Raw genomic sequence first — 22,276 nt, 5'->3', positions numbered from 1 at the left:
CGACGCAGGTGCCCCCAGCGGGGTCACAGGTCCACGCTGGCGTTGTCGCCGATGTCGGGCTGTTCGCCGGTCGCGATCGCCTTGGCGTACTTGAACATCGCCACGACCTTCGGACTGTCGAGGGTCCAGTACTCGGCCGAGTCGGCGTGAACCTCGAGCAGCGCGACACTCGGGTCGTCCTTGCCGTTCTCGAACCAGGCCTCGGACTGCTTGTTCCACAGCTGGTCGATCATCGCCTGGTCATGCGAGACGGTGGCCGTCCCGGCGAGGGACAAGAAGCCGTTGTCCAGCTGCACGGCCACATTGACGTGGTCGTTCACCCGGACCTGTTTGGTCTTGTTGGACGGGTCGGGGGTGAGGAACCACAGCGTCCCGTCGAAGTCCCGGTCCTGCAGAGCCAGCGGCCGGCTGACCAGCCGCCCGTCGCCAGCCACCGTGGTGACGAAAGCGATCCGTGCTCCGCCGAGGAGCTCAGCCACCTTGGCAATCTCGTCCGAGGTCTGGGGCGTGTCGGACGTCTGGATCTTGTCGGATGCGGTCATGCCAGCCAACGTACGCCGCCCAGCAGAATCGGCTAGAGCCGACCGACGTCGGTCACCGTCACCACCGCGATGCCGTCCTCGTCACTCGCGGCCAGATCCACCTCGGCCACGATCGCCCAGTCGTGGTCGCCGGCCGGGTCGTCCAGGATCTGTCGCACCCGCCACACCGTCGGCTGCCGGTCGATGATGAGCAGCGACGGTCCCCGCGCGTCGGCACCGGTGAGGACCTGGTCGTGGTCGGCGAAGTAGTCAGCCAAGGTGTCCGCCCACCGCTGCGCATCCCAGCCGGACTCACCGTCCAGCTCGCCCAGGTCCCACCAGCGACGGCGGGCAATGAGCTCGACCCGGCGGAACAAGGCGTTGCGGACCAGCACCTGGAAGGCACGGGTGTTGCTGGTGACGGGCGGCGGTCGCTCATCGACCGGACCGGCGACGACGGGTTCGTCGGGGTTGCGGAGCCGCTCCCACTCGTCCAGCAGCGAGGAGTCGACCTGCCGCACCAGCTCGCCGAGCCACACCGTGAGGTCAGTCAGCTCCTCGGTCCGCTTATCCTCCGGCACGGTCTGCCGCAAGGCCTTGTAGGCGTCGGCCAGATAGCGCAACACCAGCCCTTCGGAGCGGGCCAGCCCGTAGTAGCTGACGTACTCGGTGAAGGTCATCGCCTGCTCGTAGAGCTCGCGCGCCACCGACTTGGGTGACAGCTCATGGTCGGCGATCCAGGGGTGGCCCGACGCGTACGCCGCGAACGCGACAGTCAGCAGGTCGTTCAGCGGCTTGGGGTGGGTCACCTCCTCGAGCAGCTCCATCCGCTCCTCGTATTCGATCCCCTCGGCCTTCATCGCCTCGACCGCCGCGCCGCGGGCCTTCGACCGCTGCGCGTGCAGGATCGGGCGCGGATCCTCCAGCGAGGACTCGATCACCGACACCACGTCAAGGGCGTACGTCGGCGAGGCCATGTCCAACAGGTCCAACGCCGCCAGCGCGAACGGTGACAGCGGCTGGTTCAGCGCGAAGTCGGGCTGCAGGTCAACGGTCAGCCGGGCACGCCGGCCGAGTGCGTCCGGTTCGTCGAGCTGCTCCACGACCCCGGAGTCCAGCAGTCCGCGATAGATCGACACGGCCCGGTGGACATGGCGCCGACGGCGCTCGGGAGGCTCGTCGTTGGTGGTGAGCAGGTGCCGCATCGCGGCGTAGCAGTCGCCCGGCCGGTTGATCACGTTCAGCAGCATCGCGTGGCTGACCGCGAAGCTGGAGGTGAGCGGCTCGGGCTCGGCCGACACCAGTCGCTCATACGTCGGCAGGCCATAGCCGACCACGCCTTCGGGCGGCTTCTTCCTGACCACCTTGCGGCGCTTCTTCGGGTCATCACCGGCCTTGGCGAGGGCCTTCTCGTTGGCCACCACGTGGTCCGGCGCCTGGACGATCACCGTGCCCGCGGCGTCGAAGCCCGCCCGGCCCGCGCGGCCACCGATCTGGTGGAACTCCCGTGCCGTGAGCAGCCGCGGTCGGATGCCGTCGTATTTGCTCAGCGAGGTGAGCAGCACAGTCCGGATCGGGACGTTGATCCCGACGCCGAGCGTGTCCGTGCCGCAGATGATCTTGAGCAGACCGGCCTGGGCCAACAGCTCCACCAGCCGCCGGTATTTCGGCAGCATCCCTGCGTGGTGCACGCCGATACCGTTGCGGACCAGGCGGGACAGCGTCTTGCCGAAGCCGGCGGTGAAGCGGAAGCCGCCGATCAGCTCGGCGATCTGATCCTTCTCGTCGCGGGTGCAGACCTTGAGGCTGTTGAGTGCCTGCGCCTGCTCGATCGCCGCCGCCCGACTGAAGTGCACCACGTAGATCGGCGCCTGATGGGTGGCCAGCCGCTCCTCGATCGTCTCGTGCAGGGCCGACGTCACATACTCGTGATGCAACGGAACCGGCCGGTCGACCGAGCTGACCACCGCCGTGGGCCGGCCGGTGCGTCGCGTCAGGTCGGCCTCGAACCGGGTGACGTCGCCGAGGGTGGCCGACATCAACACGAACTGTGCCCGCGGCAGCTCAATCAGCGGCACTTGCCAGGCCCAGCCGCGGTCCGGGTCGGCGTAGTAGTGGAACTCATCCATCACCACCGAAGCGATGTCGGCGTCGGCCCCCTCGCGCAGCGCGAGGTTGGCGAGGATCTCGGCCGTGCAGCAGATGATCGGCGCCGAGGCGTTGACCGACGCGTCGCCGGTCATCATCCCGACCTGGTCGCTGCCGAACACCTCCACTGCGGCGAAGAACTTCTCCGAGACCAGCGCCTTGATCGGAGCGGTGTAGAAGGTTCGGCCGCCGCCGCCGCCGCTGTGCCGGCGGGCGGCGAGGGCCGCGAACTGCGCCCCGGTGGCGACCAGCGATTTCCCCGAGCCGGTCGGGGTGGACAAGATCACGTTGGCGCCGGAGACGATCTCGATCAGCGCCTCCGTCTGTGCGGGGTACGGCGTCAGCCCGCGCCCGGTCGCCCAGGCGGTGAACGCCTCGAAGATCGAGTCCGGGTCGGGCTGGGCGGGGATCGCGTCGGTCAGGGTCATCGTGGCCCCATCGTCGCCGACCGGAGGCCAGAATGCGGCATCGGGCTCACGCGTTTGGAGCAGACAGGCTCGGTGCGTCCACCCGGTCGCGGTCACAGACCAGGCGCCCGTCGGCCACTGTCAGCTCGGCCACCTGGATGCTGGACCGTCGACTGCGGATGGTCGGGTGCTGCTGCCCGGGCCGGTCCGGATGGGTGAAGTAGAAGATCCACGCCCGGTCCCCGTCCACCACCACATCGGCGTGCAGCCCTGGCCCGACATCGTCGGTGCGGGCGAAAGGCTGGCCGTGCTGACCGGCCAGCACGGTGCCCGCCGGCTGCCAGGTGGTGAGGTCGGTCGAGGAGTACGCGAGCTGGCCCTGCCAGCTGTCGACGATCAGCCAGTATCGGTCGCCGAAGAAGAAGACGTTGGGTCCCTCGTGTCCGGTGGGAGTGCGCAGCACCTCACCGATCACGGTCCACTCGAACAGGTCGTCGCTGTCCGCGGCCCAGGTGGATGAGCCGGCGAGCTCGTCCTTGAACCACATCCGGAAGCCGCCGCCGGGGCGGGCCAGCACACACGCGTCGATCACCCGGTCCGAGCTGAGCGGCAGCGGACCGTGATGGGTCCAGCTGACCAGGTCGGGGCTGGTGTAGTGGTGGATGTGCATCGGCGGGCTGGCCCCGGGCGAGGGGATCCCGCGGATATAGCTGACGTAGAGGTGGAAGACCCCGTTGTGGTGCACGATCTCCGGCGCCCAGTACGTCCCCCGGCCCCACTCGAACGCGAGGCCCTCGAGGATCCCGCGGTAGTGCCAGGTCGCCCCGCCGTCGGTGGACGACGCGACGCCGAGGTCGCTGCCGAACAGCCAGGAGAGCCCTTGCTCGAGCGTGATCGTGGTCCGGCGGTTGGTGTAGACCATCCACCAGGCCGATTCGCCAGGGTGGTAGATGACCGTGGGGTCGGCCGCCCCGTCGAAGATCGGGTCACGGAACAGGGGTGCGTTCGCCGGGGTCACCCGTTCACTCTAGGTGCGACCACACGGCCCGGACCTCCGCCAGGAACTCCTCGCCCAGATGAGCACGGTGACGCTTTGCAGTCGATCCCCACGAGCCGCGCTGATCGGGCGGTGCTGGGGTCGAGAAACGGCGGCGGGCCCAGCGGTCCTTCAACCGCTGGGCCCAGCCTCCCCCGTACAGCAGCTCCGCTCCCCCGAGACACGACCTGCTGCGTTGCGCCCGACCGACGGTCCCCCGACATCATCGCCCGGCGCGCTCTCGTCAGGCTGACGATCTGCTCTCCGCCTGACATGTTTGATCTTGCTGGTCTACTCTCCGCAAGAGACTCGAATGGCGGCAGGAATACCTCAAGATGTCATCAGTTTCCGTGGCACCATGACGGCATGCCCCTGCGTACGGTCGTCGCCGCGGTCATCGTGGACGACCTGCACGGCCCTAGCCAGGTGCTGGCCGCCCGACGGAGCCGCCCGGTCGAGCTGGCCGGTCGGTGGGAGTTCCCCGGTGGCAAGGTGGAAGCCGGTGAGCTGCCGACGGACGCCCTGGCCCGGGAGCTGCGCGAGGAGCTGTCCGCCGCGGCAACCCTGGGGCCGGAGCTGCTCGCTGCGAGTTCGGCTGCCGGTTGGCCGATCTCGGACCAGTACGTGATGCGCGTCTGGTGGGCGACGATCAGCGGGAGCGGGGCCGTACCGGGCGACTCCCACGACCTGCTGCGGTGGGTGCCGGTGTCGGAGTTGACCGGCCTGGACTGGCTGCCGGCCGACGTGGCGGTGGCCGAGCGGGTCGTCGTCGAGGCGTCCCGGGCACAGCCGGGTCGGCGACGGTGATCTACTGGGGTCCCCACCTGAAGTTGCGACCCTCGAGGAGCGACGATGCCCCTGACCACATTCGGCCTGATCGGCAGCGGCTGGCGGACGGAGTTCTTCCTCCGGCTGGCCACGATGGCGCCCGACCGCTTCCGGCCGACCGGGGTGGTGACCCGCACCGCGGAGCGCGGTGCGGAAGTCACTCGAGAGCTGGGCCTGCCGACGTATCGCACGGTGGAGGAGCTGGTGGCCGCCGAGCGCCCGGACCTGGTGGTGGCCTCGGTTCCCTGGGCCGCGATGCCGGACGCGATCCGGTCGGTGGTGGCGCTCGGCGTGCCGGTGTTGGCGGAGACCCCGCCGGCGCCCGACGCCGACGGTCTCCGCTCGCTGTGGGCCGACGTCGGAGCCAGCGGGCTGGTGCAGGTGGCCGAGCAGTATCTGCTGATGCCCGGGCACGCCGCCCGACTGGCCGCCGTCCGGGCCGGACTGATCGGGCAGGTGACGTCGGTCCAGGTGTCCTCCACGCACCTCTATCACGCGGTCTCGATGATCCGTGGGCTGCTCGGGGTGGACTACGGACCCGTCACCGTCTCCGCCCGGACCTTCGTGGCCGACCTTGTCGATCCGCTGACCCCGGCGGGCTGGACCGGTGAGCTGGAGCCGAAGCCGGCCACGACCACGTTGGCCACCTTGGACTTCGGGTCCGGCATGGGCTTGTACGACTTCACCGACAACCAGTGGTGGAATCCGCTGCGCAGCCGCCGGATCGTCATCCGAGGCTCAGCGGGTGAGATCAGCGACGACCGGCTGATCCGGATGGCGGACCCGACCACGCCGGTGGAGTCACTGCTGATGCGGCGCCAGACCGGAATCGACCTGAACCTGGAAGGGGTCGACCTGCGCCACATCAGCCTCGACGGCGAAGTGCTCTATCGCAACCCGTTCGCCGGCAGCCGGATGTCCGACGACGACATCGCGGTGGCGGCGATCCTGGAACAGGCCGGCGCCTGGGCCCGCGACGAGGGACCGGCGCCGTACCCGCTGGCGCAGGCGTGCCAGGACCACCTGATCAGTGTCGCCATCCAGGACTCGGCCGCGTCCGGCGCCGAGGTCACCACGGCGGTCGAGCCCTGGGGCCAGCAGGCGTAGCCGGCGACGGGTCCATGATCACCAGGAGTGCGCCGCGGGTGACTCCCCCTGGCCGATCTTGCGGCCCTTGTTGATGTCGAAGATCTCGTTCAGCTGCGCCATCACCGCCGGTTCGAGCGTGAGCGAGGAGGCCCGGTCGAGGCCTTCAAGCTGCTCCACGGTACGGATCCCGACGATGGCGGAATCCACGGCCCGGTGCTGGAGCACCCAGGCGATGGCGACCACCTGCTCCTTCTCGCCCAGCTCGGCGCACAACCGGGAGAAGTCGGCGAACTGGGTGTTGTCGGCGCCGAGCTTGATTCCGTACTCGGCCTCCACCTGCGCGGTCCGCGACCCGTCGAAGGACGAAGTCTTGCCGGTCAGCAGCCCGCCGGCCAACGGCATGTAGACGATCACGCCGATGCCGAAGTCCGCGGCGGCGGGCAGCACCTCCATCTCGGGTATCCGGCTGAGCAGGTTGTACTGCGTCTGCTCGGAGATGAAGCCCAAGAAGCCACGCTGCCACGCCTGGGTCTGGAACTTGGCCAGCCCCCAACCGGAGAAGTTGCTCGAGCCGGCGTAGAGCACGTCCCCGTCGGCGACCATCCGCTCGTAGGTGCCCCAGAACTCCTCGGGCGTGACGTCGTCGACGATGTGGTGCACCTGATAGAGGTCGATGTGGTCGGTCTGCAGCCGACGGAGCGAGTCGGTGAGATGCTTGCGCACCTTGTAGGCCGAGAAGCCGGCGCGCTCGTTCGGGCCGGGCTCGGTGGTCATCGGGTTGTAGACCTTGGTGGCGAGCACGATCTGGTCGCGGGCCTCAGGCCGGGCCGACAACCAGGACCCGATGATCTCCTCCGAGCGGCCGCGCTGCTCACCGCCATAGACGTTGGCCGTGTCTATGAAATTGATCCCCAGTTCAAGGGCCCGGTCCAAGATCGCGAACGACTGCCGCTCGTCGGCCTGGCTGCCGAAGTGCATGGTGCCCAGGCAGATCTTGCTGACCTCCATGGTTGAGCGGCCGAGGTTGTTGTACTCCATCGTCAAGTCCTGCCTTCGTGTGAGTTCTGCGGTGAACGTCGTGTCCAGACGCTACCCCGCCCGTCGATGGGCTCAGCCGCGGCCCAGGTAGGGCATCTGGGTGGCCATCACGGTCATGGTGGCGACGTTGGCCTCCAGCGGCAGGCTGGCCATGTAGACCACGGCCCGGGCCACGTCCTCGACGTCCATCCGCGCCTCCGGACGTACGGTGCCATCCGGCTGCAGCGCCCCGTCGGCGACCGCGCTGGTCATCGCCGTGGCGGCGTTGCCGATGTCGATCTGACCGCAGGCGATCCGGTACGGCCGGCCGTCGAGCGCGGTCGAGCGGGTCAACCCGGTGATCGCGTGCTTGGTCGCGGTGTAGGCGATCGAGCGGGGGCGCGGCACGTGGGCGGAGATCGAGCCGTTGTTGATGATCCGCCCCCCGGCAGGCTCTTGGTGACGCATCTGCGCGAAGGCGGCACGGGTGCAGAGGAAGGCGCCGGTGAGGTTGACCTCGACGACCTCCCGCCAGGTCGCGACCTCCAGCTCGTCGAGGTCGACCGCCGGCGCGGCAGCTCCCGCGTTGTTGAACAGCAGGTCCACCCGTCCGTACGCGGCCCGGGTGGCGGCGAACAACGCAGCCACGCTCTCCTCGTCAGTGACATCGGTCGGGATGACCAGCAGGTCCAGGTCCCGACTCCCGTCGACCACGGCCTGCAGGGTCTCAGCCCGCCGGCCGGCCAGCACCACCGTCCAGCCGTCTCGGGCCAGCGCCAGCGTCGAGGCCGCACCGATTCCGCTACCCGCACCCGTCACGACGGCGATCCGACGACTCTGTCCCATCGCACCATCCTGGCCGAGACCGCGACCCGTTGGCGACCACCGCGGTGCGCCGGTGCTCGTCGCCCTGATCCGAGCTGACTATCTCCGAGCGCTGCGGGTACCACTGTGGTGTCCAGCTGCCTTGGGCAGAGCTGACCGCCGCCGCGTGGGGGTGGCACAGGACCGCTCCTGTGCAGGCACTACGTTGTAAACTTGAGCACGGCTCGGCGCACTCCGCGAGGAGTCCGCGACAGTCCACCGAACCAGGGGTCACGATGAGCAAACTTGCCAAGATCAGCTACCGTCCGTTCGGCCTGTTGGCCGGCTTCGCCGCTGCGTCCGTCGCCGGCGCCGTGTTCAAGCAGATCTGGCGGCACGTCTCCGACGAGGATGACGCCCCGGACGCACTCCAGTCGGAGTATCGCCTGCGCGAGATCATCGCGGCCGCCGCTCTGCAGGGCGCCATCTTCGCCGTCGTCAAAGCCCTCATCGACCGCGGTGGGGCCCGTACCTTCGAGCGCCTCACGGGCTCCTGGCCCGGCAACTGACCAACGAAAGGAACATCATGATCCTCAAGCTCAAGACCATGCTGACGCTCGGCGTCGGTGCCGCGGCGGGGTACGTGCTGGGCACCCGCGCCGGCCGTTCCCAGTTCGAGAAGATCAAGTCGCAGGCATCGGCCGTGGCCCACGATCCCCGCGTCCGCTCCAACGTGTCCAACCTGGCCGAGCAGGTCAGCAACGTCGCGGAGGGCGCACCGGCCCCGGTCGCCAAGATCGTCAAGACCGCCGCCGAGCAGGTGAAGTCGAGCCTCGGCGAGGACAGCTCGACCGAGTCCACGGCTGACAGCTCCGACAGCAGCTCGACAGCTACCTCGGCGGAGGAGAGCAGCCCCAGCGAGACCGTGGCCAACGCCCCGTCAACGGGTGTCGCCGGCAATGGCGAGAACCAGAGCCCCGGCACCCAGAGCTGACCAGACTCTGCCACCGGCGCCGGCCGGAGGTCGAAGCCCAGGCCCTGCCCGATGGCAGGCCTGGGCTTCGTGGTTCTGCGCCACGACACCCGCCCCGCCTCGCGGCCGGCCAACGGCCTCCGATTGACCCCGACGCCCATAATCGGGACATGAGACGTCACAGTGTCGGTGCCGCGATGATCATGACGATGCTGGTCGGCGGTTGCACCAGCCCGGACGCCGAGACGGCGCCGAGTCCCGGCAGTGCCGCGAGTCGGCCGGCAGCGTCCGGGTCCGCCGGCGCCGACTCGTCGACCCGCCCGAGTTCACCGGCCACCACCGGCTCACCGGCCAACACCACCCCCGCCACCCCGACGACCCCTTCGCCGTCAGCCCCGGCCACCAGCGCCGAGCCGGACCCGGTCTCGGTCCAGGCGCTGATCAACAAGCGCTACGACGGCCGAGATCTCCGGGTCGGCCGGTTGCTCGCCGACGTCGGAGCGTACAAGCGCTACGCGATCACCTACCGAAGCGAGAAGCTCACTATCAGCGGCACGATGAACGTGCCCGACGGCAAGGGGCCGTTTCCGGTGCTGGTCCTCAACCACGGCTACATCGACCCTGCCGTCTACGTCACGGGCCAGGGCATGCCACGCGAGGAGGACTATCTCGCCCGCGCGGGCTATGTCGTCCTGCACACCGACTACCGCAACCACGCCGGCTCCGACGTCGACGACGATGTCGACGTCGAGCTCCGGCTGCCATACGTGGTGGACACGATCAACGCGGTCAAGGCGGTCAAGTCCTCGGAGCTGGCCTATCTCGACACCGACAAGGTGGGCTGGTTCGGCCGCTCCATGGGCGGCGGGGTCACGCTCACCGCGTTGGCCGTCCAGCCAGGGCTGGTCGACGCCGCCGTGGTCTACGCGTCGGTGAGCTCGCTCGCCGCCGACAACTGGCGTCAGTTCTACGCCGACGACGACGGTCGCCGCGAGGTCAACGCGAAGATCGAGAAGACCTACGGGCTGCCGGACGACGCGCCGGACTTCTGGCGCAACGCTTCCGCCCGGACCTACTTCGACCGGGTCACCGAACCGGTGCTCCTCTTCCACGGCGAGGCTGACGACACGTGTCCGGTGTCATGGTCCCGGGCCACCGTGAAGGCGCTCAAGGCCGAGGGCAAGGACGCCACCTTGATCACCTATCCCGGGGAGGGACATACGTTCGAGCAGGAGTTCCGGCGCTCGATCGCGCGGACCGAGAAGTTCTTCGACCAAGAGCTGACCTGAGCCGGAGACCGGCGGCGACGCGATCGCCCTAGTCGTCCACGGCGCGCGATGCCTCCAGCTGCTGGGGGATCAGCGGCGCGGCGACGATCGGAAAGAGCGCGGTCAAGGCGAAGGCGGCGGGGAATCCCAGCAGGGTGACCGCCCCACCGACGGCCGGGGGCACCATGGCGGCGGCGAGGAACTGGGCGGTGTTCTGGGTGCCCAGGGCCCGACCGGCCCAGAAGGGACCACTCACCTCGGCGATGGAGGTGAAGGCCAGCCCGTTGTCCGCGACCGTGACGACCGAGGCCACCACCAGGATCGCCACGGCCACGGACCAGTCCAGCTCGGCGGTGAGCGCCAGCGCAGCCATGCTGACCCCTGCCGCGACCGCCACCCATCGCAGCGGGCGCATCCGGCTGCCGACCCGATCGGACAGCGAACCGATCGCGATCCTCCCCAGAGCCCCGAGCACCTGGGTGAGAGCGACGACCAGTCCGGCGGCGCCGGCGGTCCAGTCGCGATCCGTCATCAGCCACACGAGCGCGTACGTCCAGACCGTGAACTGGGGCACCACCAGCAACACCGAGACGGCATGGATCCGCCAGAGATAGGAGCTGCTCCGGTACGGGTTGGCGAGCTGACCCGCCGTCTGGGCTTCGGCCAAGGACGGGCGGGGCGGATCGAGGACGAGCAGCAGGCACAGCACCGCGGCACCGGCAGCCAGCGCTGACGGCAGCCACAAGGCGTGGCCGATGCCGGTGGCCTCGGCCACCCGGGGCACCGCCAGGGCGGCGGCGGCCACCCCGAGCGGCTGCGCCATCTGCCTGATCCCCATGGCGAGCCCGCGACGCCGGCGTGGGAACCAGCCGACCACGACCCGGCCGCTGGCCGAGCTGGTGCTCGCCGCCGCCATCCCGCCCAGCAGCAGGAAGATGCACAAGGTGAGCGTGCCGCTCACCACCGCGGCCGCGGCGCCGGCGGCAGCCGTCAGGAGCAACCCGGTCACCAACACCCGTCGCTCGCCGAACCGGTCGGCGACTGCGCCCCACGCGATCAGCGTCAGCACCACCCCGACCGTCGGCATCGCGGCAACCGTCCCGGCGAGGGTCAGGGAGAGCCCTTCCTCCTGCAGAGCCGGGATCAGGAAGGCAACTCCGTGGATGAAGAACGCGCTGCAGGCCTGAGCGACCATGCTGACGATCAACATCGTCCAGCGGCGTCCGCTGCTCACCGTGACGACTGTCCGACTTTGTCTCATAAGTTGATACTTTCTGTCCCAGCAGGCGGATTGCACCACGGTAGCGCCGGGTGGCGCCGGGTGGTCCGGTCGGCTCGAACGCCGAGACCGGGGCCGGGCCGCCTGACCGGTCGTCATTCGTCCGGCCACCGAGCCCTTGGGCTTACGATGTAAACTTTCGCTACATCCCACCCGGCCTGCACGTGGCGCCACCGGGTGCCCGCCCGAAGGAGGTGCTGGCAGTGCCTGATTCCGGCGTGACCAGCACCAGTGGTCCGGTGCAGCCCGCGAAGCTCAGCCGCCGCGTCGTCATCACCGCCGCCCTCGAGGTGGTGGACCGCGAGGGCCTGCAGCGACTCACCATGCGCCGGATCGGCCAGCAGCTGGGCCGCGAGGCCATGAGTCTCTATCGCTACGCCAGCAGCCGAGACGACATCTTGGACGGCATCGTCGAGCGGTTGCTCGAGGAACTGGATCCGCCGATCGAAGGCGTCGACTGGCGCACCACCCTGCGCTCCGGTGCGCACAACTTCCGCGCCCTGGTGCTGAAGCACCCCAACGTCGTGCCGCTGCTGACGTCGCGGCCTTCCGCAGCGCCGGTGTGGCAGCAGGCCCGCGGAGCGCTCCGACCTGTCGAGCGGATGTTGGACGTGCTCAGCGAGGCCGGCTTCCCGCCCCAGCGGGCGCAGCGGGTGCAGCGTCTCTACACCTCCTTGGTGCTCGGCCACGTGATCACCGAGCTGCGGCAGCTGCGAGCGATCGCGCTCGATGCGGAGAAGTCCCTCCCCGCACTACAGCGCCTCGGCGACGAGTTCCCCAACGTGTACCGACTGGCAAGCGACGAGGCCGAGTACGACGGCCGGGCCGAGCTCGACGAAGGTCTCACCATCTTGTTCGCCGGGATGGATCAACACTTCTCTGCGATCTGAGGCTGCCGGCGACGATGCCGGTCAGGTGGTGGCCAACCCGCCGTGCTGCGCGTCGGCGGCCGTGTCCTTGAGGATCACCGCGGCGATGCTCAGGGCGGCACCCCGTGGGTGGTCGTGCTGCGCCGCCTCGACGTCCAGCTCGTCGGCCACGGTCTCCAGGACCGACGAGATCTCATCTGTGGAGATGCGTTCGATCACCCGGTCACGCCGCGCCAGCCACTCGCCGAACCAATCCAGGGCGTCGGCGTCGTCCGGAAGGGTCCGGAGCCTAGCCACCACTTCTTCGGCGGTCTCCAGCGTCTTTTCCATCGGACCCTCCCTCGTCGCTCTCTCCCGGTCCGGCTCGGAACCGGCCAACAAGTATGGGCTACGTCGTGCACCATCAAGGAATGCTCCGGTCTGGACCTGCCGAGGCGGACCAGGTTCTGGCGTCGGCGGCCCGCTCTCAGGCCCCGTCGCCGTGCTCCGCCTCCAGTCTGATGACGTGCAGCACGGCGTTGATCAGCGCCAGATGGGTGAACGCCTGCGGGAAGTTGCCCAGGTGGTTCCCGGTCTCGGCGTCCAGCTCCTCACCGTAGAGCTGCAGCGGACCCGACAGCGACAACAACTTGGAGCACAGCGTGCGGGCCCGGCGATACTCGCCGATCTCGCACAGGGCCGACACCAGCCAGAACGAGCAGATGGTGAAGGTCCCTTCCTCGCCGGCGAAACCGTCGTCGGTCTCGTCGACCCGATAGCGCAGCACCAGCCCGTGGACCGTGAGCTCGTCGGCGATGGCCAACACCGTGGCCCGGATCCGGGGATCGTCGGCCGGCAGGAACCTCACCAGCGGCGCGAGCAGCAACGACGCGTCCAGCGCGTCGGTGCCGTAGTACTGCGTCAGCACCCCCCGACTGTCCACCCCGTGGGTGAGGATGTCCTCGCGGATCTCCTCCGCTGCCAGTTCCCACTCGGCCGCCTTGGCGTCGTCGCCCCCGAGTCGTGCCAGGCGCGCTCCGCGGTCCACCGCCACCCAGCACATGATCTTGGACGAGGTGAAGTGCTTCAGCTCGCCGCGGACCTCCCAGATGCCCGCGTCCGGCTCCCGCCAGTGCTTCAGCGCCTCGGTGACCTGCTTGTCGAGGATCGGCCAGATTCTGCCATCCAGGTGGTCGGCGGCTTTGGAGTGGAGATAGACCGAGTCCAGCAGGGCACCCCAGACATCATGTTGTCGCTGGTCGTAGGCCGCGTTGCCGATGCGGACCGGGCGTGAACCCTGATAGCCGGGCAGGTGGTCGAGGATCTGCTCGTCGAGGTTCCGCTCGCCGCCGACGCCGTACATGATCTGCAGATGGTCGTCGCGCTCGGCGACGTCGGCGATGAAGGAGAAGAAATCCACCGCCTCCCAGTCGAAGCCGAGCGAGTACATCCCCCACAGGGCGAAGGTCGCGTCGCGGATCCAGGTGAACCGGTAGTCATAGTTGCGCTCGCCGCCGGGCGTCTCCGGCAGTGACGTCGAGCCGGCCGCCGAGATCGCTCCGGACGGCGCATAGGTCAGGCCTTTGAGGGTGAGCGCGCTGCGCTGCAGATAGCTGCGCCAGGGGTGGTCGGGGAAGGTGCCGCGCGCCAGCCAGTGCTGCCAGTGGTGCGCAGTCCAGACCTGCCGGGAGTATGCCTCGGCGTAGTCCATCGGCGGCGCCGTGTCACCCCACGACAACGCGACGTAGCGCACGTCGCCGGCTTTGAGCAGCGTCCGTGCGCCGGCCTGTCCACCCTCGAAGCCGAGGCGGAGGTCGGTGGTGAGAGTGAGCCGCAGATCCGAGCCCTCCGCCGTCGCCACGCCTTGGTGATAGCCCTGGCCGGAGTATTCCCACCTGACGTGGGTCCGGCCGTAGTCCAGCACCGGCTCGCAGTCCACCACCGTCTGCACCTCGCCGGTGACGCAGCGGATGGTGCGCAGCAGGGTGTGCTCGGTGTCGTAGTCGTTGGGGATCCGGCGGTGGGTCTGTGACCGGTCCTTCTCATGCCGCCACGGCCCCATCAGCAGCGCGTCGCGCACGATGATCCAGCCGGTGGCCGTACCCCAGCTGGTTTCCAAGATCATCGTCCCCGGCACGTAGCGTCGGTCCACCGGCACCCGGACGTCCGACGGCGCCACCCGGAACGTACCCGCATGCTGACCCAGGATGGCGCCGAACACGCTCGGCGAGTCGAACCGCGGCAGGCACATCCAGTCCACGTCACCGCCGGGGGCCACCAGGGCCGAGACCTCGCCGTCGCTGAGGAATCCGTAGTCCCCGATGGGGACGGAGGCGATGTGATCGACCCGGTCACTGACGTGGGCCTGGACGCCGACCTGATCACTGTTCATGAGCGAAGCATCGCCGCGCGGGGCCCTGCTGGCAAGCACCCTGATCGGGTGTGGAACATCTGGTCTGGACCGCGACGGATCTGCGGCTCCTCCGCGACACCGTCTCGGCACCGGGACATAGTTTCGCGATCTCCTTCCACGGGTAAGCCCACTGGCGAGTTCCAAGCGTCCGAACTGACCGACGATCGTCGGGCCTATTTCTGCGGAGGTTCAATGCGCGCGATGGTCTATCGCGGTCCCTACAAGGTCCGGGTGGAGAAGAAGGACATCCCGCCCATCGAGCACCCCAACGACGCGATCATCCGGGTCACCATGGCCGCGATCTGCGGCTCTGATCTGCACCTTTACCACGGGATGATGCCGGACACCCGGGTCGGGATGACCTTCGGTCACGAGTTCATCGGCGTGGTGCACGAGGTCGGATCGTCGGTGCAGAACCTGCGGGTGGGCGACCGGGTGATGGTCCCGTTCAACATCTACTGCGGTTCCTGCTTCTTCTGCGCCCGCGGGCTCTATTCCAACTGCCACAACGTCAACCCGAACGCCACGGCGGTCGGTGGCATCTACGGCTACTCCCACACCTGCGGCGGCTACGACGGCGGGCAGGCCGAGTTCGTCCGGGTCCCGTTCGCCGACGTCGGACCCAGCATCATCCCCGAGTGGCTGGACGAGGAGGACGCGCTGCTGCTCACCGACGCGCTGTCGACCGGATACTTCGGGGCGCAGCTGGCCGACATCGTCGAGGGTGACGTGGTGCTGGTGCTCGGTGCCGGTCCGATCGGTCTGTTCGCCGCGAAGTCGGCCTGGTTGATGGGCGCGGGACGGGTGATCGTCGTCGACCACCTGGAGAACCGGCTGGAGAAGGCCCGAACCTTCGCCCACGCGGAGACGTACAACTTCGCCGAGTACGACGACATCGTGGTGCACATGAAGAAGATCACCGACCACCTCGGCGCCGACCGGGTGATCGAGTGCGTCGGCGCCGAAGCCGACGGCAACTTCACCCAGCACGTGACCGCAGCCAAGCTGAAGCTGCAGGGCGGTTCGCCGATCGCCTTGAACTGGGCCATCGACGCCGTCCGCAAGGGCGGCACCATCTCGGTGATGGGCGCGTACGGTCCGATGTTCTCGGCAGTGAAGTTCGGCGACGCGCTGAACAAGGGCCTCACCCTGCGAATGAACCAGGCACCGGTGAAACGGCAGTGGCCCCGGTTGATGGAGCACATCCGCAACGGCTATCTGAAGCCGAACGACATCGTCACCCACCGGATCCCGCTCGAGCACATCGCTGAGGGCTATCACATCTTCTCCGCCAAGCTCGACGGCTGCATCAAGCCGCTGATCATCCCCACCGCCAGCTGAGGAGCCCATTCACCATGGCCTACACCGCCGACAAGCCGCCGCTGCCGAAGACCATCGAGGAATTGCGGGCCACCATTCCGGGTTGGGGAGCGGATCTCGACCCCAAGGATCGACCGGCCGTCCCGCGGGAGCGGTTCGACCCCGCCGCGTCCGGCGCCCATTGGGACTTCCCCGAACGGCAGCCGGAGAAGTGGCCGCGGGAACGCTCGATCGAGCACAAGTTCCTGACACCCGTCTTCGGCACCAGCTGTCCGCCGAAAGGGCTGTCCGGGGTGATGCGCACCTTCGCGTACGCCCGCTTCAGCGAAGGGCGAGCCGCACACTGGCTGCTGCTCCTGGCAGCGGACCGGGTCGACGCGGTCGAGAGCCACGTCGCCTCCTTCGCCACGCTGCACCCGGACAACCCGATCACCGAGACCGGCATCCGGGCCGAGTTCACTCACCATGGCATCGCGTCGCGGTTCGGGCAGGGCCGCGCCGATCTCCGCCATCAGCCGCTGGACGTGATCCTCGTCGCCGGCCCGTGGGTCGCGGCCGGCGCGGTCGCCGTCGCCGGCGTTCGTGCGCTACGTGACCGCAGTGGTGGCGCCCGACGGCGCTGACCGGCGTCGGATTTGTCTACGGGCCGCCCCCGCGGGGTACCGTCAGTGGGATCCGCCCCGCGGCGGTCTGATCGCGGAGGTGTTCCCCATCCCACTCGACGGTGCTGGACTGCTCTTCGTTGCGCTTGGCCTAGCCGCTTTCGCCGCAGCACTGCTCCCCCGGGTCCTCGGCCGGGTCCCGATCTCCATGCCGATGGTGTTCCTCGGCCTGGGGATCCTCGCCTTCTGGATCATTCCGGATCTGCCGACCCCCGACCCGATCGCGTACGGCTCCGTGACCACCCACCTGACCGAGGTCTGCGTGCTGATCTCGCTGATGGGTGCCGGGCTCGCCTTGGACCGAAAGGTCACCTGGCGGGGATGGATGACCACCTGGCGGCTACTGGGCATCACCATGGTGGTCTGCATCGTGGCGGTCACCGTGCTGGTCTCGGAGCTGCTCGGCTTCGGACTGGCGACCGCCCTGCTGATCGCCGCGGTGCTGGCGCCGACCGACCCGGTGCTGGCCAGTGAGGTTCAGGTGGCGGAGCCGTCAGAGGACCCGGAGCAGCCGGTGGAGGACGAGGCCAGGTTCGCCCTGACCGCCGAGGCTGGACTGAACGACGGGCTCGCCTTCCCTTTCACCTACGCCGCCATCGGTCTGAGCACCGCCGGCGCCGTGACCTGGGCCGGGGTGGGGCACTGGCTCGCGGTGGACGTGTTCTGGCGCCTCGGGATGGGTGTGGCGGTGGGAATCGGTATCGGCTGGCTGCTGCGCAAGCTGTTCTTCAACGCCCCGGTTCGGCCGCTCCGGCTCGCGGACCACGCCGAGGGGTTCGTGGCACTCGCCGCCACGCTGCTGACCTACGGCATCGCCGAAGTGGCCGAGGGGTACGGATTCGTCGCCGTCTTCGTCTGCGCCTGCACCATCCGAGCCGGTGAGCGCACCAACGGCTATCACGGGGTGCTGCATTCCTGGGTCGAGCAGATCGAGCGGCTGCTCACAGTGCTGATCCTGGTGCTGCTCGGGGGCGCCATCGCTCGAGGGCTACTCGCGCCGCTGGAGTTCGTCGATGTGGTGCTGGTGCTGGTCTTCCTGCTGGTGATCCGGCCCGTCGCGGGGTGGATCGGCCTCCTCGGCGGCGCCACCGGTCCGCGCGAACGGGCGGTCATCGCATTCTTCGGTGTCCGTGGCATCGGATCACTGTTCTACATCTCCTACGCCCTCGCGCACGGCGCGTTCGCGGGGGCCGACCGGCTGTGGGCGATCGTCGGACTAGCGGTAGCCGCCTCCGTCCTGGTGCACGGCATCACGGCGACGCCCGCGATGGCGCTGCTCGACCGGGCCCGCAAGCGCGCCGCCATCGCCCGGCACGGGACCGAGAAGGCAGCACCCGAGACCGCGGTCTGAGCCAGCGGCCTCGGAGAACGGGCCGCTACGGCGCCCCCATCACCAGACCTTCGATGGTGTGCTTCTGCACAATCGGGACCAGCTCGTCGACCACCCGTGCATGCAGGTGCCGGCGGACCTCGTCGGGCAGCGACGCGGCGAACGCGCGGGTGATCATCATGTCGTGCAGCTCGGCGTGACCGGCTCCCGGCGCGTCGACGCCGAGCACCAGCACCGGCCGGGAGAGCTCCGACTGGTTCGCGGTCCCTCGGTGGATGGTGAGGGCGGACCGAGCCGAGATGTCGCCCATCTGCGGCATCTTCAGCTGCCCGATCCCTTCGTAGCGCGGCCACTCGCTCTTGTCCGGGAACATGCCGTGGTCGAAGTCCAGTCCACTCTCGTACTGGGTGCCGGGGGCGATGTGGAACGGGCCCATCTCCGCGGTGGTGTCGACGGCTGTCAGGTTGAACGCCAGCGAGGTCAGCCGGCGCTGCTCGTACGTCTCCGGCGGCGACGGGAAGTCGCGATGCCACGGCTGGTTCATCGCACCGGCGAAGGGGATGTCGAAGCCGACCTCGACGATCTCGTAGTCGGGCCCGAGGACCGTCTCACAGACCGTTCTCACCCAGGGGTGGCTGACCAGGTCGACGAAGCCGCGGAGCTGCTCGGGATGGATCTCCACGTAGTAACGCTTCGGACCGCGACCGACGGCCCCGCCCTCACGCCCGATGGCCTCCTCGAACGCCGCCATGACGTCCTCGTGCATCGCGGCGGCCCAGTCGCGCGAGAACGCTGCTTTACAGGCGATGATGCCGTCGGTGTACAGCCCGCGGACGAGCTCCTCGGCGGGAACTTCGCTGGTGTTGGTCGTGGTCATCGGTGTTCGCCTCATCTTCGGGTCGGGTGCGGTCGGCACGGCGCACCGCGCTCAGACGTCAGGGTCGATTCGGGTAGTCGGTGGTGGGCGGCACGACACTGACCGAGCCGTCGGCGGCGAAGGTCACCTCGCTGAGCCACATGGTCCGCCCCGGCACCTCGGTGTTGATCGCCTCCGGCGACCACGCGTGGTAGACCATCCAGACCTTGCCGTCCTTCGCGAACAGGGCGCAGTGGCCCGGCCCGGCAGCAACGTCATTGGTCACCAGAACGGGCTCTTCAGTCTTGGTGAACGGCCCCAGCGGGCTGTCGGCGACGGCGTGTCCGACGGCATAGTCGGCGGAGGCGTAGGAGTTGGCGGAGTAGAACATATGGAACTGACCTTCGTGCTCCCACACGAACGGTCCTTCGACCAGCGATCCCTCCCACGGCAGGTCCTGCTTGAACAACCGCTTCGGCTTCCCGACCAGCGCTGTCCCCGCCTGGTCGAGCTCCTGCACCGAGATGTAGGTGTCGACGCCGACCGCGTTACCGTCGTTCTTCCAGTACAGATAGCGCTTGCCGTCGCTGGCGGTGAACGGGTGGGCGTCGATCGAGCCCCCCTGGTCGTCCTCACAGACCAGCGGTTCACGGGAGCGGTCGGTGTAGGGCCCCTGCGGCGCCTCAGCCGTCGCCACCCCGATGCACTGGATCTCGGGGTCCGGCGCCCGCGTTGTGTAGTACATGACGTAGCGGTTCTCGTCGTGCACCGCCACCTCCGGTGCCCACACCTTGCCGGGGGTCGACCAGTCGGGCAGCTGCGGCAGGGCGTCCGATCCCTGCTGCCAGCTGGTGAGGTCGGTGCTGGTCAGCGTCTGGACGTTGTGGCCGTTGCCGTTCGTGCTGATGGCCAGATAGCTGCCGTCGTCGTTGAACAAGATCATCGGGTCGGGGAAGTTGGCGTCGTACACCGGGTTGGTGAACCCCGCCGCCGAGCTCGACGGCGAGGCCGCCGGCGCGGACTGGGCGCTGCCCGAGCAGGCGGGCAGCAGGACCAGTCCGGCCAGAGCGACCACACCGAGCGCGCGAGTGCCGGGCCGGCGAGGGCTCCGTCCGAGAGGGCGATCCGTCATCCGCGCTCGCCCGGCCAGCTGGTCGCGTAGAACCGGAGATAGTCGAACGACGCGGTGGCCGGCGGGTTGTCCCCACCATGGGCGACGAGGCCGATCTTGGGGTCGGCGTCGGCGGCGAAGGTCCACACCGCACCCCAGGTCCAATCCCGGCCGTCGCGGCTGGTGGCGGCCCGGTAGAGGTGTTCCCCCGCCCGATTGCGGGTGTGGGCGAGGCGGAGCCAGACAGTGGGCGCCGGCGTTCCGATCACCGCACCGCCGAAGCTGGTGGCGCCCTCCGGCGTAGCGACCAGCTCGCGGCCGTACTCCGTCTGCCGGGTGTTCCAGATGGCCACCGACGACAGGCGGGCGAAGTCGTCGTCCGACTCGTACGCCACCAGCCCTGCCTGCTGGTAGTTGCGTACGTCGTTCACACCGAGGTCGAGGGTGAGCTTGGTCTCGGCGATCCAGGTGCCCCGCGGTGTGTCGCGTAGCAGCACGCCGGCGTTGTTGCTCGCACCCGTCAGATCGGCTGCCTGCAGCGGCCAGGCGAGCGACCCTCCGGTAACCGTGGCGTCGGGATCCTCACGGACCCACGACCAGGCGGAGGAGAGCGGACGGTTGAACTCGTCAGCCGCCAACAGCCGGCCGGCCTGCGGGGTTCTGACCAGCGTGCGGGCCTCGGTCGCGAGCTCACGCACCGACACGTTGTCCACCAACGCGCCCCGGCTGGCCAGCGTCAGCGGCGCCCGCCCGAGCCGGAAGCCCCGACCCGAGAGCCGCACCTCGGCCACCGGGTCGGCCAGGTCGCTCTCGCTGACCTGCGCCAGCACTGAGGACGCGGCGACCTCGATGGTCAGCGTCTGCCAGCCCTGCCGACCAGCCGGCACCGCGGTGGTGGCGCGGCGCTGTTGGCGGCCCGTTCCGGTGGTCACGGTGAGCCGGCCCGCGGACGGGTCGAAGGTGACCGCTACCTGACCTGAGCGCTCTCCGAGACCGACCGTGACGGGGCGGCTGCTGGAGACGTCCAGCCGGACCCGGACCGAGCGGTCGCGGATCTCGCTGCGGGTGCGGGCCAGGCCACGGACTGCAGCCGTCCGACCGGCCTGCGGATCGACGGGCCCCATGGAGAGCCCGCGGAAGCCGCCGGCCGCCGGGTCGTGCGGGGTGATGCCGAGGTCGGAGCCGGTGACCGGAGCCGGTTGGCGTCCCTCGCTGGGGCCGGCGCCGGCGCGGACCCGCGGCCACCCCGCCACCCAGTCGATGCGGTCCATCAGCATCGGGCGGCGGTTGATCTGGAAGGGTTCGCTCAGCCACGGGTCATTGCGGTCGATCGCGTGGTAGACGATGAAGTCACGACCGCTGGCATCGGTGGCGATGGCGTGATGGCCGGCACCGATCCAGCGGTTGCCGTTCTGAGTGATCATGATGGTGCCGCCGACCCGCGAGTCGAGCAGCCCCAAGCCGTCGGCGTCGACGAACGGCCCCAGCGGCGACCGGGAGCGGCCGGAGAAGACCGAGTAGCCGGTGGTCGGTCCGGCGCAGCAGTTCGCCGCCGAGCCCATCAGGTAGTACCAGCCCTCGTGACGCACCACGTAGGCGCCTTCGTAGCGGTTGTCGATGGCCACCTGGACCGGAGCGCCGGTGGCGGTCAGGCCGTCGTCGGTGACGCGGGTGACCCACAAGCCGCCGTTGTAGCTGCCGAAATAGAGATAGCGGTTGCCCTCGACGTCGGTGAAGCCCGACGGGTCGAAGGTCCAGAAGAATCCGCCGTTGCCCGGCCGTGGGGCGACCACCGGGGCCTCGGTCGGCGTCCACGGGCCGACCGGGGTGGGCGAGGTCGCGGCGCCGATGGCGGAGTCGTCACCGGGGTTCAAGGTGGTATCGGTGACCGTGTAGTACATGACGTACTGGCCGTCGACGTAGCGGATGTCGGGCGCCCACAGCCCAGAGGTCTCAGTGGCCCAGGACGGCCGGTTGTCGGCGTTGAAGACGGTGCCCTGGTAGTCCCAGCGGACGAAGTCCCGGGTTCGGGCGATATGCATGATCCCGGGGTCGTCCCCGGCCCGCAACGGGTCGGCGGTGGAGTACGCATACCACCAGCCATCCTTGGCGTGGATGATCGAGGGATCGGCGAAGGTGTCCGCGAACGATGCGCTGACCGGGTTGCGGTAGCTGCGCGCCGACGTGGAGGACGACCGATCGGGTGCCGCCCCTGCGCCGGCCGGAGCCAGGGCTGTGGCCAGCGCGGTGCCGACGGCGACAGTCGTGAGCAGCGCGCTGCGCGCCAGGAGGGCCAGCGGCGAGCGGCGTGATGGAGCGGTCATGGCTACCTTCTTCGGATCAGGAATGGCGTCGTCGGCACTACT

General features: G+C 69.1%; 20 protein-coding genes. 9 read left to right on the top strand and 11 right to left on the bottom strand.

Going from position 1 to position 22,276, the window contains the following annotated elements:
- Nucleotides 1-23 precede the first annotated feature (23 nt).
- The 3 genes from AC1XX3_RS17395 to AC1XX3_RS17385 are packed head-to-tail and all read right to left on the bottom strand — an operon-like array spanning nt 24 to nt 4,094.
- Entirely contained in the window at nt 24-542 is a 519-nt protein-coding gene (locus AC1XX3_RS17395) for a pyridoxamine 5'-phosphate oxidase family protein (RefSeq protein WP_483322437.1), read from the bottom strand.
- A gap of 32 nt (nt 543-574) precedes the next feature.
- Nucleotides 575-3,097 carry a DEAD/DEAH box helicase gene (locus AC1XX3_RS17390; protein WP_483322436.1) on the bottom strand — a complete coding sequence of 841 codons (2,523 nt, stop codon included), beginning with the start codon at nt 3,095-3,097 and terminating at the stop codon, nt 575-577.
- A 46-nt stretch (nt 3,098-3,143) separates the two neighbouring features.
- Nucleotides 3,144-4,094: a hypothetical protein gene (locus tag AC1XX3_RS17385; RefSeq protein ID WP_483322435.1), complete on the bottom strand. Its 951-nt coding sequence runs from the start codon at nt 4,092-4,094 to the stop codon at nt 3,144-3,146.
- A gap of 384 nt (nt 4,095-4,478) precedes the next feature.
- Here AC1XX3_RS17385 and AC1XX3_RS17380 point away from each other — a divergent pair, with 384 nt between their 5' ends.
- Both AC1XX3_RS17380 and AC1XX3_RS17375 read left to right on the top strand, forming a co-directional pair.
- Entirely contained in the window at nt 4,479-4,919 is a 441-nt protein-coding gene (locus AC1XX3_RS17380; RefSeq protein ID WP_483322434.1) for a (deoxy)nucleoside triphosphate pyrophosphohydrolase, read from the top strand.
- 45 nt (nt 4,920-4,964) lie between these two features.
- Nucleotides 4,965-6,047: a Gfo/Idh/MocA family protein gene (locus tag AC1XX3_RS17375; RefSeq protein ID WP_483322433.1), complete on the top strand. Its 1,083-nt coding sequence runs from the start codon at nt 4,965-4,967 to the stop codon at nt 6,045-6,047.
- A gap of 18 nt (nt 6,048-6,065) precedes the next feature.
- On the opposite strand, the gene AC1XX3_RS17370 is transcribed toward AC1XX3_RS17375, so the two are convergent.
- Entirely contained in the window at nt 6,066-7,067 is a 1,002-nt protein-coding gene (locus AC1XX3_RS17370; protein ID WP_483322432.1) for an aldo/keto reductase, read from the bottom strand.
- A 72-nt stretch (nt 7,068-7,139) separates the two neighbouring features.
- Nucleotides 7,140-7,892, bottom strand: a complete 753-nt coding sequence (locus AC1XX3_RS17365; RefSeq protein WP_483322431.1) for an SDR family oxidoreductase — start codon at nt 7,890-7,892, stop codon at nt 7,140-7,142.
- 254 nt (nt 7,893-8,146) lie between these two features.
- Between AC1XX3_RS17365 and AC1XX3_RS17360 the strand changes: the two genes are divergently transcribed.
- The 3 genes from AC1XX3_RS17360 to AC1XX3_RS17350 all read left to right on the top strand — a co-directional run bounded on the left by AC1XX3_RS17360 (nt 8,147) and on the right by AC1XX3_RS17350 (nt 10,112).
- A complete protein-coding gene (locus AC1XX3_RS17360) occupies nt 8,147-8,419 on the top strand; it encodes a DUF4235 domain-containing protein (RefSeq protein ID WP_483322430.1) in 273 nt (90 codons plus the stop codon).
- Between the two features lie 17 nt (nt 8,420-8,436).
- Nucleotides 8,437-8,844 (top strand): hypothetical protein, encoded by a 408-nt coding sequence (locus AC1XX3_RS17355; protein WP_483322429.1) that lies wholly within the window; start codon nt 8,437-8,439, stop codon nt 8,842-8,844.
- A gap of 149 nt (nt 8,845-8,993) precedes the next feature.
- On the top strand, nt 8,994-10,112 hold the full coding sequence (locus tag AC1XX3_RS17350; RefSeq protein ID WP_483322428.1) for an alpha/beta hydrolase family protein: 1,119 nt from the start codon (nt 8,994-8,996) through the stop codon (nt 10,110-10,112).
- 28 nt (nt 10,113-10,140) lie between these two features.
- Here the strand turns inward: AC1XX3_RS17350 and AC1XX3_RS17345 are convergent, their stop codons facing one another.
- The gene (locus AC1XX3_RS17345) at nt 10,141-11,325 is read right to left on the bottom strand and encodes an MFS transporter (RefSeq protein WP_483322427.1); all 1,185 of its coding nucleotides are present in this window, start codon (nt 11,323-11,325) and stop codon (nt 10,141-10,143) included.
- 248 nt (nt 11,326-11,573) lie between these two features.
- Here AC1XX3_RS17345 and AC1XX3_RS17340 point away from each other — a divergent pair, with 248 nt between their 5' ends.
- Nucleotides 11,574-12,260 (top strand): TetR/AcrR family transcriptional regulator, encoded by a 687-nt coding sequence (locus tag AC1XX3_RS17340; RefSeq protein ID WP_483322426.1) that lies wholly within the window; start codon nt 11,574-11,576, stop codon nt 12,258-12,260.
- Nucleotides 12,261-12,281: 21 nt separating this feature from the next.
- On the opposite strand, the gene AC1XX3_RS17335 is transcribed toward AC1XX3_RS17340, so the two are convergent.
- Nucleotides 12,282-12,569 carry a hypothetical protein gene (locus AC1XX3_RS17335; RefSeq protein ID WP_483322425.1) on the bottom strand — a complete coding sequence of 96 codons (288 nt, stop codon included), beginning with the start codon at nt 12,567-12,569 and terminating at the stop codon, nt 12,282-12,284.
- A 136-nt stretch (nt 12,570-12,705) separates the two neighbouring features.
- A complete protein-coding gene (locus AC1XX3_RS17330) occupies nt 12,706-14,610 on the bottom strand; it encodes a glycoside hydrolase family 15 protein (RefSeq protein ID WP_483322424.1) in 1,905 nt (634 codons plus the stop codon).
- 213 nt (nt 14,611-14,823) lie between these two features.
- Between AC1XX3_RS17330 and AC1XX3_RS17325 the strand changes: the two genes are divergently transcribed.
- The 3 genes from AC1XX3_RS17325 (at nt 14,824) to AC1XX3_RS17315 (ending at nt 17,964) form a co-directional block, all read left to right on the top strand.
- Entirely contained in the window at nt 14,824-15,972 is a 1,149-nt protein-coding gene (locus AC1XX3_RS17325) for a zinc-dependent alcohol dehydrogenase (protein WP_483322423.1), read from the top strand.
- A gap of 14 nt (nt 15,973-15,986) precedes the next feature.
- Nucleotides 15,987-16,574, top strand: coding sequence for a hypothetical protein (locus AC1XX3_RS17320; RefSeq protein WP_483322422.1), 588 nt, complete (start codon nt 15,987-15,989; stop codon nt 16,572-16,574).
- A 79-nt stretch (nt 16,575-16,653) separates the two neighbouring features.
- Nucleotides 16,654-17,964, top strand: a complete 1,311-nt coding sequence (locus AC1XX3_RS17315) for a cation:proton antiporter (protein WP_483322421.1) — start codon at nt 16,654-16,656, stop codon at nt 17,962-17,964.
- A 25-nt stretch (nt 17,965-17,989) separates the two neighbouring features.
- On the opposite strand, the gene AC1XX3_RS17310 is transcribed toward AC1XX3_RS17315, so the two are convergent.
- From AC1XX3_RS17310 to AC1XX3_RS17300, 3 genes are read right to left on the bottom strand one after another with little or no spacing between them, the layout of a single operon-like run.
- Nucleotides 17,990-18,820 carry a phytanoyl-CoA dioxygenase family protein gene (locus AC1XX3_RS17310; protein WP_483322420.1) on the bottom strand — a complete coding sequence of 277 codons (831 nt, stop codon included), beginning with the start codon at nt 18,818-18,820 and terminating at the stop codon, nt 17,990-17,992.
- Nucleotides 18,821-18,878: 58 nt separating this feature from the next.
- On the bottom strand, nt 18,879-19,931 hold the full coding sequence (locus AC1XX3_RS17305; protein WP_483322419.1) for a glycoside hydrolase family 43 protein: 1,053 nt from the start codon (nt 19,929-19,931) through the stop codon (nt 18,879-18,881).
- Nucleotides 19,928-22,234 carry a glycoside hydrolase family 43 protein gene (locus AC1XX3_RS17300; RefSeq protein WP_483322418.1) on the bottom strand — a complete coding sequence of 769 codons (2,307 nt, stop codon included), beginning with the start codon at nt 22,232-22,234 and terminating at the stop codon, nt 19,928-19,930. The genes AC1XX3_RS17305 and AC1XX3_RS17300 overlap by 4 nt, the downstream gene beginning before the upstream one ends.
- Nucleotides 22,235-22,276 lie beyond the last annotated feature (42 nt).

The sequence above is a fragment of the Microlunatus sp. M237 genome (genome assembly GCF_056896895.1).
The sequence above is the reverse complement of the archived record's forward strand: the minus strand, read 5'-3'. Positions and strand labels throughout refer to the sequence as shown.

Bases quoted from the DNA above. Each gene is read 5' to 3' on its own strand.
- AC1XX3_RS17395 (WP_483322437.1), bottom strand. From the start codon at position 542: ATGACCGCATCCGACAAGATCCAGACGTCCGACACGCCCCAGACCTCG.
- AC1XX3_RS17390 (WP_483322436.1), bottom strand. From the start codon at position 3,097: ATGACCCTGACCGACGCGATCCCCGCCCAGCCCGACCCGGACTCGATC.
- AC1XX3_RS17380 (WP_483322434.1), top strand. From the start codon at position 4,479: ATGCCCCTGCGTACGGTCGTCGCCGCGGTCATCGTGGACGACCTGCAC.
- AC1XX3_RS17375 (WP_483322433.1), top strand. From the start codon at position 4,965: ATGCCCCTGACCACATTCGGCCTGATCGGCAGCGGCTGGCGGACGGAG.
- AC1XX3_RS17370 (WP_483322432.1), bottom strand. From the start codon at position 7,067: ATGGAGTACAACAACCTCGGCCGCTCAACCATGGAGGTCAGCAAGATC.
- AC1XX3_RS17365 (WP_483322431.1), bottom strand. From the start codon at position 7,892: ATGGGACAGAGTCGTCGGATCGCCGTCGTGACGGGTGCGGGTAGCGGA.
- AC1XX3_RS17360 (WP_483322430.1), top strand. From the start codon at position 8,147: ATGAGCAAACTTGCCAAGATCAGCTACCGTCCGTTCGGCCTGTTGGCC.
- AC1XX3_RS17355 (WP_483322429.1), top strand. From the start codon at position 8,437: ATGATCCTCAAGCTCAAGACCATGCTGACGCTCGGCGTCGGTGCCGCG.
- AC1XX3_RS17350 (WP_483322428.1), top strand. From the start codon at position 8,994: ATGAGACGTCACAGTGTCGGTGCCGCGATGATCATGACGATGCTGGTC.
- AC1XX3_RS17335 (WP_483322425.1), bottom strand. From the start codon at position 12,569: ATGGAAAAGACGCTGGAGACCGCCGAAGAAGTGGTGGCTAGGCTCCGG.
- AC1XX3_RS17330 (WP_483322424.1), bottom strand. From the start codon at position 14,610: ATGAACAGTGATCAGGTCGGCGTCCAGGCCCACGTCAGTGACCGGGTC.
- AC1XX3_RS17325 (WP_483322423.1), top strand. From the start codon at position 14,824: ATGCGCGCGATGGTCTATCGCGGTCCCTACAAGGTCCGGGTGGAGAAG.
- AC1XX3_RS17320 (WP_483322422.1), top strand. From the start codon at position 15,987: ATGGCCTACACCGCCGACAAGCCGCCGCTGCCGAAGACCATCGAGGAA.
- AC1XX3_RS17310 (WP_483322420.1), bottom strand. From the start codon at position 18,820: ATGACCACGACCAACACCAGCGAAGTTCCCGCCGAGGAGCTCGTCCGC.
- AC1XX3_RS17305 (WP_483322419.1), bottom strand. From the start codon at position 19,931: ATGACGGATCGCCCTCTCGGACGGAGCCCTCGCCGGCCCGGCACTCGC.
- AC1XX3_RS17300 (WP_483322418.1), bottom strand. From the start codon at position 22,234: ATGACCGCTCCATCACGCCGCTCGCCGCTGGCCCTCCTGGCGCGCAGC.